This window comes from Nocardioides sp. Z22_16, from assembly GCF_058134365.1.
This window is the reverse complement of sequence record NZ_JBYTTI010000004.1, coordinates 514,448-528,910: the sequence shown is the minus strand read 5'-3', so window position 1 is coordinate 528,910 and position 14,463 is coordinate 514,448. Positions and strand designations below refer to the sequence as shown.

Below are 14,463 nucleotides of genomic sequence, written 5' to 3'. Positions count from 1 at the left end.
AGGAGTCCACTTGTGAACACCCCCACTGAGTCCACACGCGCCGCGATCGTCACCGGCGCCGCTCGCGGCATCGGCGCGGAGGTCGCGCGGCGCCTCGCGTCCGACGGCATGGCCGTTGCCGTGCTGGACCTGGACGAGGCGGCCTGCGAGAAGGTCACGGCCGAGATCAACGCGTCCGGAGGCCGCGCGATCGCCCTGGGCGTGGACGTCGCGGACGAGGCGGCCGTGGAGACGGCGGTCGCCCGGGTCGCCGCGGAGCTGGCCCCGCCGACGGTCCTGGTCAACAACGCCGGCATCGTGCGGGACAACCTGCTGTTCAAGATGTCCGTCGCGGACTGGGACGCGGTGATGAACGTGCACCTGCGTGGCTCGTTCCTGATGGCGAGGGCGACCCAGAAGCACATGACCGAGGCCGGCTGGGGCCGGATCGTCAACCTGTCCAGCGCCTCCGCCCTGGGCAACCGCGGCCAGGCCAACTACTCGGCCGCGAAGGCGGGGCTGCAGGGCTTCACCAAGACCCTGGCGCTCGAGCTCGGCAAGTTCGGGGTGACTGCCAACGCCATCGCCCCGGGATTCATCGCCACCGAGATGACGGAGTCGACCGCCGTCCGGATGGGGATGTCCTTCGAGGACTTCAAGGCCTCGGCCGCCGAGCGGATCCCCGTCGCCAGGGTGGGCACCCCGGAGGACATCGCGCACGCCGTCTCCTACCTCGTCAGCGACGGCGCCGGCTTCGTGTCGGGACAGGTGATCTACGTGGCAGGAGGGCCGAAGGCATGAGGGTCTTCTCGAGCATCGACGAGCTCCGGGAGGCGACCGGGGAACCGCTCGGCCTCTCGGAGTGGCACACGATCACCCAGGAGCAGGTCGACTCCTTCGGGGAGAGCACCGGGGACGACCAGTGGATCCACGTCGACCCGGTGCGGGCCGCCGAAGGACCGTTCGGCACGACCATCGCCCACGGCTACCTCACCCTCAGCCTGATCCCGATGTTCGCTCGGGAGATCTATCGCGTTGAGAACGTCCGGATGGGGGTCAACTACGGCACCAACAAGGTCCGCTTCCCGTCTCCCGTGCCCGTCGGCTCGCGGCTCCGGGCCGGCGCGGAGGTGCTGGAGGTCGCCGCCGCGAGCAACGGGTACCAGGTGACCACCAAGGTGGTCATCGAGCGCGAGGGGGGCGACAAGCCCGCCTGCGTGGCCGAGATCGTCAGCGTGCTGGTGCCATGAGCCCCGAGGAGCTGCGACGACTCGTCGCCGACTTCCTGGCGGCGAACGACCCGTCCGCCATGGATCGCATGGACTTCCTGCGGGCGCGGTTCGACGCCGGCCTGGCCACGGTGCACTTCCCTGCCGGCTGCGGTGGGCTCGACGCGAGCCGGGCGCTGCAGCCCGAGGTGGACAGGCTGTTCGCCGAGGCGGGCGCGCCCGACAACGACCCACGATCCAACGGCATCGGGCTGGGCATGGCGGCCCCCATCATCGCGCAGTACGGGACGGAGGAGCAGAAGCGGCGCTTCCTGCGGCCACTCTGGACGGGGGAGGAGAAGTGGTGTCAGCTGTTCAGCGAGCCGGGTGCGGGCTCGGATCTTGCCGCGCTGGCCACCCGAGCCGTCCGCGACGGTGACGAGTGGGTCGTCAACGGCCAGAAGGTGTGGACGTCCGGGGCGCACAAGGCCCGGTTCGCGATCCTGCTCGCACGCACCGATCCCGACGCCTTCAAGCACCGTGGCGTCACGTACTTCCTCTGTGACATGTCGGACCCCGGCGTCGAGGTGCGACCGCTGAGGCAGATCACCGGTGAGGCCGAGTTCAACGAGGTCTTCCTCACCGACGTCCGCATCCCCGACCACATGCGGCTGGGCGAGGTGGGCCAGGGATGGGCGCTGGCCAACGCCACGCTCAACACCGAGCGCGTCGCGATCGGCGGCAAGGCCACGCCCCGGGAGGGCGGCATGATCGGCGTCGTCGCCGAGACCTGGCGGACCCGGCCCGAGGTCCGCACGGCGGAGCTCCGCGACCGTCTGCTGCGGTTGTGGGTCGAGGCCGAGGTGGCGCGCCTGGCTGGACTCCGGCTGCGGCAACGTCAGGCCGTGGGTCAGGACGGGCCGGAGGGCGCCGGGATGAAGCTCGTCTTCGCCCGGGTCAGCCAGCAGCTCGCCGGGCTGGAGATGGAGATGCTCGGTGGTGACGGTCTCCGCTACTCCGACTGGACGATGGTCCGCCCCGAGCGCGTCGACTTCACCGGCCGCGACGTCGGCTACCGGTACCTGCGGGCGAAGGGCAACTCGATCGAGGGGGGCACCTCCGAGATCCTGCGCAACATCGTGGCCGAGCGCGTCCTGGGACTTCCCGGCGAGCAGCGCAACGACAAGGACGTCCCCTGGAAGGAGATCCCACGATGACCGAGGTGGACCTGCTCCACTCCGAGCTGGAAGAAGACCTGCGCGCCACCGTCCGCGCGGTGCTGCGCGACCGCTGTCCCGTGGACGCGGTGATGGCGATGTACGAGGGCGACCGCTCTGCCGCCGAGGCCTTGTGGAAGACGCTGGTCACCGAGCTCGGCCTGGCAGGCCTGCTCGTGCCCGAGGCCCAGGGCGGGCTCGGTGCGTCCGCCCGCGAGGCGGCGGTGGTGCTCGAGGAGCTGGGACGCGCAGTGGCGCCGGCACCCTTCCTCACCAGTGCCGTCATCGCGACCACCGTGCTGCTGCACAGCGGCTCGGACCTGCTGCTCCCGCTCGCCGCCGGTGAGCGCACCGCCGCGCTCGTCGTGCCCTGGTCGCTCGCACCCGACGCGGAGATCCCGGCTCTCGCGGTCGAGGGCGACCGGGTCCGGGGAACGGTACGGAACGTGGCGGGGGCTCTCGAGGCCGACCTGCTGCTGGTGCCGGTGACATCGGCGGAGGGTTCCCTGGAGCTGTGGGCCGTCGCGTCGGCGGAGGCGGTCGTCGAGCCGGTGACCTCCTTCGACATGACCCGGCAGCTGGCAGACGTGACGTTCTCCGGGGCCGCCGCCGAGCGGCTCCTGGCGAAGGCCGAGGCTCCGGTGCGGAGCGGCCTGGTGACCGGGGCCGCCCTTCTCGCCTCGGAGCAGGTCGCAATCGCCCGGTGGTGCCTGGAGTCGACCCTCCACCACCTCAAGGAACGGCGTCAGTTCGGGCGCCAGCTCGGCAGCTTCCAGGCCCTGAAGCACCGTCTGGCGGACCTCTACGTCGCGGTCGAGTCGGCCGCCGCCGCGGCCCGCTACGCCGCCGTCACGGTCGCGACGGCCGACGAGGACGCGGCCGTGGCCGCGGCGCTCGCCCAGGCCTGCTGCGGGGATCTCGCGGTCCAGGCTGCCGAGGAGGCGGTCCAGCTCCACGGCGGCACCGGGATGACGTGGGAGCACCCCACCCACCTCTACCTCAAGCGCGCCAAGGCCGACCAGATCGGCCTCGGCTCACCCGGCCAGCACCGGCACCACCTGGGCGACCTCGTCGGGCTGCCGGCCTGACCACGAGGAGGCCGAGGCGCGACGCGTCGTGCGTCGAGGTGCGTCTGCGGTCGGCGTCCGGGGAGATCACGGTCCCCGTCGCCGTCGTCGACACGATCCGGCGGGGTGTCGTGAGCGTGCCCGACGGGTGGGGCCACCAGGGGGCTCCACCCGTCGGGCCAACCGGATCGGGGGCGTCAACAGCAACGAGCTGGTCAGCCCGGAGGACGTGGAGGCGGTCGCCGGGCTACCGGCCGAGCACGTCGCGCAAGGCGGCCAGTACGAACAGGGCGGTGTCGGGGCGGGCGTTGTGACCCATCAGGCCGATGCGCCAGACCGTGTCGGCGTACTGCCCGGCTCCGCCCCCGATCTCGAGACCGTGACGGTCCAGGAGCCGGCGGCGCACGCCGGCCGGGTCCACGCCCTCGGGCACCCTGACGGTGGTGAGCTCTGGAAGCCGGTGCCCCTCCGCGGCGAAGAGCTCCAGCCCCATCTCCTGCAGGCCCTGCTGGAGAAGGGCTCCCGCCTCCGCGTGGCGGGCCCACACGAGGGGCAGCTCCTCGTCCAGGATCCGTCGAAGGCCGGCGTGCAGGCTCGCGACCATCGCCACCGGCGCCGTGTGGTGGTACGTGCGGCCGACCGCCCCGCTCGCCTCGCCGACGTAGCCGCCCAGCAGCCCGAGGTCCAGGTACCAGGAGCGAGGGCGCTCGACCCGGCGCTCGAAGGCCCGCTCGCTGATGGTGAACGGGGCGAGCCCGGGGGCCACCCCGAGGCACTTCTGGGTGCCGGCGTACGCGATGTCGACGCCCCAGTCGTCGGTCCGCAGCTCGATCCCGCCGAGGGAGGTGACGGCGTCGACGAGCAGGAGGGTGTCAGGGCGCTCGGCGGCCAGTGCGGCGCCCAGGGCGGCGATGTCCGAGCGCACTCCGGTCGACGTCTCGGCGTGCACCGCCGCGACGATCGTGGGTTCCGGGTGCGCGTCGAGGACGCGCTCGATGTCGATCGGGTGGCCCCACTCGTGCTCGACGGGCACCACCTGGGCACCACAGCGCTCGGCGACCTCGCACATCCGCTGCCCGAAGAGCCCGTTCACCGCGACCACGACGACGTCGCCCTCGTGCACGGTGTTCACGAAGGACGCCTCCATGCCGGCAGACCCGGTGCCGCTCAGGGGAAGGGTGCGCTGGTTGGTCGTTCCCCACACCTCGCGCAGCATCTCGCAGGTCTCGTCCATCATGGCCAGGAAGACGGGGTCGAGGTGTCCGAGGAGGGGCAGGCCCAGCGCCGCCGTCGCCTCCGGATAGGGGTTGGACGGTCCAGGACCGAACAGGTGCCTGTCGTGCAGCATGCGGTGCCTCCTTCGAGGGACTACGGGCCAGGGCCGGGCTCAGCCGGGCGTGCCGCCACCGGCCAGGGCGGTCAGGAGCGTCCGGACGTCCGGCGCCGAGGGCAGCTCGGAGACGGCCGCCACGATGCGGTCGGCAGCCTCCGTCCCGAGCACCGGATCCACCAGGGAGTGGAACTTGGAGACCAGGGACTGCCACCGCCTGTCGAGCTCGTCCGCCGGGGTCGGCCTGTTGACGTCGACCTCGGCCACACGCTCGGTCCCGTCCGTGAGGGTGACCCTGAGCGCCGAGGAACGGCTCGGGCCCGAACGGGCGACCACCTGGACACGGTCGCGCAACGCGACCACCTCCGGCGCCTGCACGGACTCCTCCGAGAACGCCTGCTCGCTGAGGTCGCCGCGGGCGAGGGCCATCGCGGTGGTGAACCGCAGGCTGAACTTCCCCTCGAGCGGGCTCGTGGGCTCGGCGATGTTGCACACGCTGAGGTGCCCCGCAGGCACCCGGACCTCGATGCTCTCGACCTGGTCGGGGGTCAGGCCAGCCTCGCGCAGGGACAGCATGCCCTCGATGGCGGAGTGCGTCAGGTAGCAGGCGGCGTGGTACTTGAAGAGCACCGCCGTCACGGCCGGCGTCGGCCACCCCCACTCGGGAGCCTGTCCCGAGGCCTCGGACTGGGTGTCCCGGAAGCCCTGCGGCGCGCCCAGCACGTCGGGATGGGCCGTGACTCCCCGCCTGGCCAGGTTGACGGCCCGGACGCCGGACTCCGCGGCCGCCCCCACCTGCAGGGGCTTGGACATGGTGCCGAACATCGACTTGAGCCCCGCAGCGCGCGTCCCGACGATGCCGAACGCCTGTGCCCAGTGCGCGTCGTCCAGCCCCGCCAACCGGGCGCAGGCCGCGGCCGCCCCGAAGGCGCCGACGGTCGCGGTGGTGTGGAAGCCCCTGGCGTAGTGCGAGGGCGACATCAGGCGCCCCACCAGTGCCTGGGTCTCGAACCCCGTGACGAACGCCGAGACCAGGTCCCTGCCGCTCGCGGCGGTCCCCTCCGCCACCGCGAGCAGGGCGGGGAGAACGGGGGCGGAGGGGTGGCCCTCCATGAGGGCGCTCACGTCGTCGAAGTCCAGTGCGTGGGCGGCGGTGCCGTTGACCAGGGCGGCCTGGGCGCGGGACACGCGCTCGCCGGTGCCCCACAGGGTCGCCGCTGGGGCGGCTCCCTCCTCCAGGGCCTCGCTGCGGACCAGGTCGGTGACCGGCTCCCGCACGGCGCCGATCGCGACGCCGAGCGTGTCCAGGATGCAGTGCAGGGCGCCCGCGACCACGTCTGCCCGATCCAGGTCGACGCCACGGGCGCGGACCACCACCTGCTCAGTGAGGGTGGGTCCGGGTGCTCCGGTCACGCGCCGACCCCGGCGGGACGGCGTCGCACCAGCGTCGACCGCTCGCCTTCGAACACCACGACGCCGTCCTGCCGGCGTCCCCAGTGCCGGAAGACCACCGTCCCGGGCGCTCGGTCGTCCTCGCCTGGCTCGACGGAGACCACCTCCGTGAACGCCTCGATCGTGTCGCCATGGTGGACGGGCGCCTTGAACCGCAGCTTGGACCAGCCTAGCTCCGCGGCAGCGTGCTCGGCGGTGTCCTGCGACGAGAGCCCGTAGACCAGGGAGGCCGTGGCCAGCCCGAAGACCAGGCGGTCGTCGCCGAGGGAGGAGCCCTTCATGAAGTGGTCGTTGAAGTGCGCCTGCGCGGTGTTCATCACCTGCTTGGCCGGCCCGCTCCCCTCGAGCTCGCCGACGGTGGCGGCGCGCGAGTGGCGCATCTGCTGACCGGGGTAGAAGTCCTCGAACCAGCCCCAGGGTCCGAGCACGGTGTCGTGATCAGTCACTGCTTTCACCACCTGTCGTGTCGCGGGTGTCTGCCTCGTGCGGGGGAGTGGACCATGCGTCCAGAACGGTGGCCGGATCGTCCTGGCCCAGCGAGGGGCCTCGCCCCCGGACGCGCGACGGCGTGGCGCTGAACTTGACGGGGGAGCCGGCGATCGTCACCGGCCGGTCGGAACCGGGCTGCTCGACCTCGACGAGCATCTCCCGGATGCCTGCGTGCTTGTCCGCGAAGATGTCGGCGGCCGTGTGCACGGGACCGATGGGCACTCGCCCGCCCAGGAGACCGATCACGGTGGCCGTGGTGTGCCCGGCGAGCCAACCGCCGAGGATCTCGCGCACCTCGTCCCCGTGGGCGACGCGTGCCACGTTGTCGAGGTAGCGCGGGTCGTCGGCGAGCTCCGGCCGGCCCATCGCCTCGACCAGGATGCGCCAGTGGTTGTCGCTGGGTGCGGCCACGGCGATCCAGCCGTCCGCGGTCTGCATGATGTCGAAGGGGGAGAGGAGCGGGTGGCCGTTCCCCATCGGCTCGGGGGTGATCCCCGTGTAGGAGTGCTGGTAGACGATGCGCTCGCACAGCGCGAGCACGGCGTCGTACATCCCGACGTCGACGAACTGCCCTTCGCCGGTGCGCTCCGCGTGCCGGACGGCCGCGGTGACGCCCAGCGCGAGCAGGGTTCCGGGGAAGATGTCCCCGATCCCGGGGCCGGACTTCAGCGGCGGGCCCCCGACGGGCCCGGTGATGCCGGCGAACCCGCCCATGGCCTGCGCGACGATGTCGAACGCAGGCCACTGCTCGTAGGGGCTCTGCCCGGACCGGGCGTCGCCGAAGCCTCGCAGGGCCGCGTAGACGAGCCGGGGGTTGACCTGCGACAGCACCTCGTAGCCGAGCCCCAGGCGCTCCATCACCCCGGAGGAGAAGTTCTCGACCACCACGTCGGCGACCCGCACGAGGTCCAGGAACTGCGCGGCGCCCGCCTCGTCCTTCAGGTCGAGGACGATGCTGCGCTTGCCCCGGTTGACCGACTGGAAGTAGCCGCCCAGGGCCACGGTCCGGTCGTCGTCAGCGCGGAAAGGGCCGAGCTTTCGCGTGCGGTCACCCGTGGCGGGCTCGACCTTGACGACGTCCGCGCCCATGTCGACGAGCAGCATCGTCGCGAACGGACCGGCGAGCATCGCGGTGAGGTCGAGGACCTTCACTCCGTCCAGCGCTCCGGGCGCGGGTGCACCGCTCATGCGACACCGCACAGCCGTGCACGTTCCAGCACGGCGTCGAAGATGCGGGCGGTCGCGGCGTCGATCATCATTCCATTGAACGAGGCGGCCCCCAGTCCCGCTTCCTCGGCCTCCCGGACGGCCTGCACGGCGGCGGTGGCCCGCTCGATCTCAGACGGCGTGGGTGCGAAGACCTCGTTGGCGATGGCGATCTGGCTGGGGTGGATGGCCCACTTCCCGACCGCGCCCAGCGTCGCGGCCCAGTTGGCCTCGCGCTCGTAGCCCTCGGGGTTGGCGATCCCACCGAAGGGTCCGTCGACGGCGTCCAGGCCGTGGGCCCGCGCGGCGACGATCATCCGGTTGCGGGCGTAGTGCCACACGTCGCCCGGGTAGCCGTTCTTGCCCTCGGCCGACGCACCGATGTGTCCCAGGCGGATGCCCTGGCTGGCAGAGAGGTCTCCGACACCGAGGATCAGGGCCTCGAGCCGCGGCGAGCTCGCCGCGATCTCCTCCACGCACGCGAGCGCCTGCGTCTCCTCGATCAGCGCCTCCAGGCCGATGCGGCCGGCCTCGAGGCCGAGCCGCGTCTCGAGCTGGGTCAGGAGGTCGTCGACGAACCACACGTCCCGAGGGCTCATCACCTTCGGGATGATGACCACGTCCAGGTTCTGTCCGGCCTGGGTGACGATGTCGATCAGGTCTCCGTGGCACCACTCGGTGCTGACCGGGTTGATGCGGACCGCCCGGGTCTTGATGCCCCAGTCGAGGGTGTTGAGGCCCTCGATGATGTTGCTCCGGGCGGGGACCTTCTCCGAGGCCACCACCGAGTCCTCCAGGTCGAGGAAGACCAGGTCCGCGTCGCTGGCCGCTGCCTTCGCGATCATCTTCGGGCTGTGCCCGGGGGTCGAGAGCTCGCTACGTCGCAGCCGGTTGCTAGGCATGGTCGTTCCTTCTGTTGGGAGGGTTGGGGTTGTCGCCGCGAGCGACGACCAGGTTCGTTCGGTCGAACTCCAGGACGAGCTCCCCGTCCTGGTTACGTGCGCTGGTGTGCCAGGTGACGATCCCGACGCCCGGCTTGCTGGCCGACGTCCGCATCTCGACGACGCGGGAGGTGGCGGAGATCGTGTCCCCGGGGTAGACCGGGCGGCGGAACACGCACTCGTCGATGCCCAGGAAGGGCCCGCCGGCCTCGCTGAGGTCCTCGACCGACAGCCCGACAGCCGTGCACAGGACCAGCATGGGGTTCACGACGGCGTCGGGGTGGCCCAACGACCTGGCGTACTCGGCGTTGAGGTGGAGAGGCAGCCATGCGCAGGTCGCGGTCGAGAACGCGACGTTGTCGGCCTCGGTCAAGGTCCGGCCCCAGTGGTGGACCAGCTCCTGGTCCACGGAGAAGTCCTCGTACTTGTTCCCCTTGCTCATCAACGGGAAGGAGTCGAGGTCGGGGCCACCTCGGTCCTGCTCGGGCCTGGGGGCCGGACGTGTGCCGGCCGGCGCGACCTCGCGCGGCCGCCACGTCGCTTGACCGTTCTCGGTTTCCATGACGACCATCATTGCCCAAAATTGAAGTTTGTCAACGAACAAGTTTTGTGGCGTGGCCCCGGTGCCCGGCCTTGCCCTCGACGAGCGGTCGATTTGCCCGGCCGCTCCGGGGTCCAAATTGTCACTCCCGGGTTCTTGTGGCAGGGGTCACCTCTGTGGTTGCATCAGCGATAGTTGTCTAACCGACAAACTTTCCCCGAGAACCCAGGAAGTGTCATGCGAGTACTAGAGGGCGGTGCCGGAACCGCGGAGGCCGGGGGGCTCCGCGCAGGCATGTCATGCCAGCGCACGAGGACCAGGGGGTGCCGCCGGTGAGCGCCCGGAGTCGCCAGCGCAGCCGGTTGGACGCCGCGGTCGACGTGCTGACGATCCCGGCTGGGATCGCCGTGGGCGGGCTGATGGTCGTCGCCGTCGCCAACGCCCTGTCACGCACCGCTGGCAAGCCGATCGCAGGGAGCATCGAGCTGAGCACCTACTGGTTCATGCCGGTGCTGGTGTTCCTCGGCATCAATGTGGCGCACCGCAAGCGAGAGCACATCGCGGCGGACCTGGTGTACACCCGCATGCCTGCGCAGATCCGTCGCGAGGTGACGTTCGCCGGCGACCTGCTGGTCCTCGTCTTCTGCCTGGCGTGCGCGTGGTTCGGCTGGCTCGAGGCGATGGAGGCCAGGGAGGTCGGTCGCAGCTCACCTACGTCCTGGGTGCCGATCTGGCCGCTCATGTTCATAGTGCCCCTGGGCTTCGCGATCTTCTGCCTCCAGCTCGCGCGTGACCTGCTCCGGTCGGTCGGGCTGCTCGCGGACCCGGGAAGCGGAGAGCCCGACGACGCGAAGAGGCCCACTGACCTCGAAGGAGCAACGCCGTGAGCTTGTACGAGCAGGAGAAGACGCCCCCCGTTGACGACGTGACGGGCGGTGTGGTGGCGAGCGCGCCCGTGCCGCCCGCGCCGCCCGCGCCGCGGGCTGGCTCCCTCTGGGCCTGGCGGATCGTGCTCTGGGGGCTCGTGGCAGCCACCGGCGTGGGCATGTGGCTCGACGTGTCGCCGGGGATGATCGGCACGTTCGCGATCCTCATGATGCTCACGTTCCTGGCGATGAAGATCCCCGTGGCGGTGGCCCTGGCCGCGCCCGGACTTCTGGGGCTGTGGGCGCTGACGGGGGAACGGGCGGTGGAGGGCACGCTCAGCCGGATGCCGTTCGACACTTCGGCGTCCTGGTCCCTCACGGTCATCCCGATGTTCGTGTTCATGGGCGTGATGCTCTTCGAGTCCGGGATCACGCGGCACCTCTACACGGCGGCGAGGCACTGGGTCGGCTGGCTGCCGGGAGGCTTGGCGGCGGGCACCGGGCTTGCCGGTGCCGGCTTCGCCTCGCTCTCGGGATCGACCCTGGGCAGCATCTTCCCCCTGGCCCGGGCCGGGATCCCTGAGATGCTCCGGGCGGGCTATGACAAGCGCCTCGCCATCATGTCCGTCATGGCGGCCGGCACGCTGGCCCACCTCATCCCGCCGAGCCTGCTGATGGTCATCTACGCCGGGGTGGCGCAGACGGCGGTGGGTCCGCAGCTGATGGCGGGGCTGCTGCCGGGCGTCGTCCTGACGGGCCTCTACATCGCCACGTTCGTCGGGCTCTCGATCATCAGGCCGGCGATGGGTGGCCGCGGCAAGGCGCGCGTGTCGTCCAGCTGGTCCGACAGGTTCGGCTCGTTGGGCCCCATCTGGCCCGCCCCGATCCTGATCATCGTCATCGTCGGCGGCATCTACGGGGGAGTGCTCACCGCCACCGAGGCTGGTGCGGTCGGCGCGCTGGGGGCCGTCGTCATCGGACTCGCGATGCGACGCAAGGACCGGCCGTTCGCGGCGGTCGCGGAGGCGACGAGGGCGACGGTCTCCACCGTCGGCGCCCTCTTCTTCCTCCTCATCGGGGCGCACATGTTCAGCCGACTGCTGTCCTTGAGCGGTCTGGCCGACGGGTTCGTGGAGATGGTGATCGACCTGGAGCTCGGTCGGGTCCAGTTCCTGATGCTGGTGACCGTCGTCTACCTGGTGCTCGGCATGTTCATGGAGTCGCTGGTGATCATGCTGCTGACCGTCCCCCTGCTGCTTCCGCTGCTGGAGCCGCTCTCGATCTCACCGATCTGGTTCGGGGTGTTCGTGGTGATCCTGATGGAGCTGGCGATGCTGACCCCACCCGTCGGCGTCATGTCCTACATCATCCACGGGATCGTGCAGGACGCGGCTGTCAACGTCGGCCACAAGATCCCGTTGTCCTCCGTCCTCGTGGCGGCCTGCTGGGTCGTGCCGATCCCGCTCCTGCTGATCGGGATCATGATCGCGGCGCCGGGGTTCGTCACCTGGATCCCGGACAACATGTCGGGACCGTAGGTCGCCGACGCGGACCACACAGAAGAACCCTCAGGGCCGAGGCCCTGAGGGTTCTTCTGTGTCCGGCGTCAGATGTAGTAGCCACCGTTGATGGCGATGTTCTGGCCGGTGATGAAGCGAGCCGCGTCGCTGACCAGGAAGGTGATCACGGGTGCGATGTCCCGGTCCGGGTCCCCGAACTTGCCCCCGAGCGGCACCTTCTGGCGCAGCAGCTCGTCGTAGGCGATCTTCTCCTCGTCCGAGAGCTTGTTGCGGTGGTTCTCCAGCATGGGCGTCGCGGCAGAGGGGTGCACCACGTTGGCGCGGACGTCGTACGGCGCCCACTCGACCGCGATCGTTCGCGTCCAGGCCGTCACCGCGCCCTTGGAGGCCGCGTAGGCGGCACCGTTGGGGTAGGCGGTCAGCGCCGACGAGGACGCGAAGTTGGTGATGCTGCCCCGCTCGGAGTTCTTCAGGTGCGGCAGCGCGGCCTGGTTGGTGAAGACCGGTCCGCGGGCGTTGACGTCCATCACCCGTGTCCAGTCGGCGGCCGACAGCTCCGCAGCGGGGCCCTGGAGCAGGATTCCTGCCACGTGGACCAGCGCGTCGAGTCCGCCCAGGCGCTCGACCGCCTCGTCGACGACGCGGCCGACCTCGTCCCGGTCGGTGACGTCACAGCGGAGGAAGTGCTGCCCCACGCTGGCGGCCACCTCCCTGCCGGCGTCCTCCGAGACGTCCAGCGAGACGACTGAAGCGCCTGCTGCCGCCAGGGAGCGCACGCAGGCCGCGCCCACGCCGCTCGCACCCCCCACGACGATAATCTTCTTGTCCATCCTGAGCTCCTTCTCGCGCTGTGGCCCTGCAGGGGCTTGGGTGCTGGTCGAGGCCGGAAGGACCCGGAAAGCCGGGCCCGACGTCACTCTGCTCCGACACTAACTGGACGCGTAACAAATTTTGTATCCAGGACCGGGGCAGGGGCTTGACGTGCGCCAGGTCACAGGGAATATTACTTGCTGACCGAACAACAACTACCAACCGTGCGTTGGGCCATCGGCTTCCCAGTGAATCGAGCACGTCCTGCTGTCCGTCGGACGTCCGGGGCGACGAGGTCGCGGCTGGGGAGACGGGTCCGACGCGTCGCGTCGTACGCGTTCTCGGTGTCGTGCGCGTGGCGAGACGAGGCGATCGTCGTGTTCTTGTCGAGCGGCGCTGCAACCAATCGAAAGAGGGACAGAAGAAGATGTGGAACGACACTTGGAGGTGCGGGGCCGTCACGCGGTCTCGCCGTTACGCGGCCGGGGTGGCCGCGACGCTGGCAGTCGCGCTGCTGGCAGGATGCGGAGCCGGGGGCAGCTCCTCGGGCGGATCGGGTGAGTCGGTGCCCGCGGGCGCGGAGAAGCAGAAGTTCATCGACGCCCTCGCCGACATGGACCCCGTCGAGCTGAGCATCAGCTCCAACCAGGCTCCCGGTCAGGGATTCTCCGTCGCCGTGGAGAACTACGCGGAGGCCGTGGAGGAGTGGTCCGGCGGAAAGATCACCTTCAAGATCATCTACTCCGGCGCCGTCGCCCCGATCACCGAGGCCTCCCAGGCGATGGCCGACGGGCTCATGGACATGGGCATGTGGAGCTATGGGGCGCTGTTCGACACCTTCCCGATCGCCGCGGCGACGCAGGAGACGTTCTTCCTGCACGACACCACCCCCCTGACCGGCGCGCTGGGCCTCCTGGCCGCTGCCGTAGAGCAGGGAGCCAACGAGGACCTGCGGGAGGAGATCAAGAGCCAGGGCCTGCAGCCCATGCTCCCCCTGCTCCCCATCTCCAGCGCGGTCATCCTCTGCACGGGTGACCCGGTCACCTCCTCCGCCGAGGCCAAGGGCAAGTCGATCCGCGCGGCCGGTGGCTCGGGACTCGCAGACGAGCTCGGCGCCGTCGGCTTCACTCCGGTCGACGTGCCGTTCGCGGAGGCCTACGACGCGATGCAGCGCGGCGTCACCGACTGCGAGGGGGCGCCGATCACCAGTGTGCTGGCGACCGGTCAGCTCGAGATCGCCGACCACCTCACCTTCTCCGAGGGGACGCCCTTCACCGCGTCGCCCGGTGCCTTCGACATGAGCCTCGAGGTCTGGGAGGAGCTGCCGCTCGCAGCCCAGCAGGTGCTGTTCGACAGGCTCGACGCCTTCCTCGTGGGATTCAGCCAGGACGGACAGCTCGACGCCCCGGCGGAGGCGCTCGACGTGGCGAAGGAGCACGGTGTGGAGTTCCACACCTGGAGCGCGGAGGACCTCGACGAGCTCGAGGCGCAGCACGCGGCGATGCTCAAGGGGATCGCCGGGGAGACGTTCGGCGGCCTCGACGGCCAGACGATCGTCGACGAGGCGCAGGCGGCTCAGGAGAAGTGGAGCGGGATCATCGCCGACCTCGGCTACGACGACTCGGGCGTCAGCTGGGAGGACTACCCGGCGTGGCTGGAGGAGAACGACGTCGACCTTCAGCCCCTGTTCGAGAAGGTCGTGCAGGACGCCCTCGGGGAGCACCGACCGGAGTGAGGCCGGGCCTGTCCTGACGGCAGGGTCCGGCGCGATCCATGGGGTCGCGCCGGTCCTGCCGTCCTCCGGGGCCGGCCGTGAGGCCTGGTCCCTTTCCCTCAC

At 70.6% G+C, this 14,463-nt stretch carries 14 protein-coding genes; 7 read left to right on the top strand and 7 right to left on the bottom strand.

The features are described from left to right. The first annotated feature begins 12 nt into the window (after positions 1-12). From fabG to AC3X7R_RS14625, 4 genes are read left to right on the top strand one after another with little or no spacing between them, the layout of a single operon-like run. Positions 13-780 carry a 3-oxoacyl-ACP reductase FabG gene (gene fabG / locus AC3X7R_RS14640; protein WP_489966396.1) on the top strand — a complete coding sequence of 256 codons (768 nt, stop codon included), beginning with the start codon at positions 13-15 and terminating at the stop codon, positions 778-780. Continuing rightward, entirely contained in the window at positions 777-1,229 is a 453-nt protein-coding gene (locus AC3X7R_RS14635; RefSeq protein ID WP_489966395.1) for a MaoC family dehydratase, read from the top strand. Before fabG ends, AC3X7R_RS14635 begins: the two co-directional genes overlap by 4 nt. Continuing rightward, entirely contained in the window at positions 1,226-2,404 is a 1,179-nt protein-coding gene (locus tag AC3X7R_RS14630) for an acyl-CoA dehydrogenase family protein (protein WP_489966394.1), read from the top strand. Before AC3X7R_RS14635 ends, AC3X7R_RS14630 begins: the two co-directional genes overlap by 4 nt. Continuing rightward, complete coding sequence (locus tag AC3X7R_RS14625) at positions 2,401-3,492, top strand: acyl-CoA dehydrogenase family protein (RefSeq protein ID WP_489966393.1); 1,092 nt, start codon at positions 2,401-2,403, stop codon at positions 3,490-3,492. The genes AC3X7R_RS14630 and AC3X7R_RS14625 overlap by 4 nt, the downstream gene beginning before the upstream one ends. 226 nt (positions 3,493-3,718) lie before the next feature. On the opposite strand, the gene AC3X7R_RS14620 is transcribed toward AC3X7R_RS14625, so the two are convergent. The 6 genes from AC3X7R_RS14620 to AC3X7R_RS14595 are packed head-to-tail and all read right to left on the bottom strand — an operon-like array spanning position 3,719 to position 9,451. Continuing rightward, positions 3,719-4,819 carry a pyridoxal-phosphate-dependent aminotransferase family protein gene (locus AC3X7R_RS14620; protein ID WP_489966392.1) on the bottom strand — a complete coding sequence of 367 codons (1,101 nt, stop codon included), beginning with the start codon at positions 4,817-4,819 and terminating at the stop codon, positions 3,719-3,721. Between the two features lie 39 nt (positions 4,820-4,858). Next, entirely contained in the window at positions 4,859-6,214 is a 1,356-nt protein-coding gene (locus tag AC3X7R_RS14615; protein ID WP_489966391.1) for an MmgE/PrpD family protein, read from the bottom strand. Continuing rightward, positions 6,211-6,699, bottom strand: a complete 489-nt coding sequence (locus AC3X7R_RS14610; protein ID WP_489966390.1) for a MaoC family dehydratase — start codon at positions 6,697-6,699, stop codon at positions 6,211-6,213. The genes AC3X7R_RS14615 and AC3X7R_RS14610 overlap by 4 nt, the downstream gene beginning before the upstream one ends. Continuing rightward, the gene (locus tag AC3X7R_RS14605) at positions 6,692-7,930 is read right to left on the bottom strand and encodes a CaiB/BaiF CoA transferase family protein (protein WP_489966389.1); all 1,239 of its coding nucleotides are present in this window, start codon (positions 7,928-7,930) and stop codon (positions 6,692-6,694) included. The genes AC3X7R_RS14610 and AC3X7R_RS14605 overlap by 8 nt, the downstream gene beginning before the upstream one ends. Continuing rightward, positions 7,927-8,850 carry an HpcH/HpaI aldolase/citrate lyase family protein gene (locus tag AC3X7R_RS14600; protein ID WP_489966388.1) on the bottom strand — a complete coding sequence of 308 codons (924 nt, stop codon included), beginning with the start codon at positions 8,848-8,850 and terminating at the stop codon, positions 7,927-7,929. Before AC3X7R_RS14600 ends, AC3X7R_RS14605 begins: the two co-directional genes overlap by 4 nt. Further along, positions 8,843-9,451, bottom strand: a complete 609-nt coding sequence (locus tag AC3X7R_RS14595; protein ID WP_489966387.1) for a MaoC family dehydratase — start codon at positions 9,449-9,451, stop codon at positions 8,843-8,845. Before AC3X7R_RS14595 ends, AC3X7R_RS14600 begins: the two co-directional genes overlap by 8 nt. 278 nt (positions 9,452-9,729) lie before the next feature. Here AC3X7R_RS14595 and AC3X7R_RS14590 point away from each other — a divergent pair, with 278 nt between their 5' ends. Together AC3X7R_RS14590 and AC3X7R_RS14585 are read left to right on the top strand one after the other, a co-directional pair. Beyond that, the gene (locus tag AC3X7R_RS14590; protein ID WP_489966386.1) at positions 9,730-10,317 is read left to right on the top strand and encodes a TRAP transporter small permease; all 588 of its coding nucleotides are present in this window, start codon (positions 9,730-9,732) and stop codon (positions 10,315-10,317) included. Continuing rightward, complete coding sequence (locus AC3X7R_RS14585) at positions 10,314-11,834, top strand: TRAP transporter large permease (RefSeq protein WP_489966385.1); 1,521 nt, start codon at positions 10,314-10,316, stop codon at positions 11,832-11,834. The genes AC3X7R_RS14590 and AC3X7R_RS14585 overlap by 4 nt, the downstream gene beginning before the upstream one ends. A gap of 68 nt (positions 11,835-11,902) precedes the next feature. On the opposite strand, the gene AC3X7R_RS14580 is transcribed toward AC3X7R_RS14585, so the two are convergent. Next, positions 11,903-12,646, bottom strand: a complete 744-nt coding sequence (locus tag AC3X7R_RS14580; protein ID WP_489966384.1) for an SDR family NAD(P)-dependent oxidoreductase — start codon at positions 12,644-12,646, stop codon at positions 11,903-11,905. A 467-nt stretch (positions 12,647-13,113) separates the two neighbouring features. Between AC3X7R_RS14580 and AC3X7R_RS14575 the strand changes: the two genes are divergently transcribed. Further along, a complete protein-coding gene (locus tag AC3X7R_RS14575; protein ID WP_489966383.1) occupies positions 13,114-14,361 on the top strand; it encodes a TRAP transporter substrate-binding protein in 1,248 nt (415 codons plus the stop codon). The last annotated feature ends 102 nt before the right edge of the window (positions 14,362-14,463 follow it).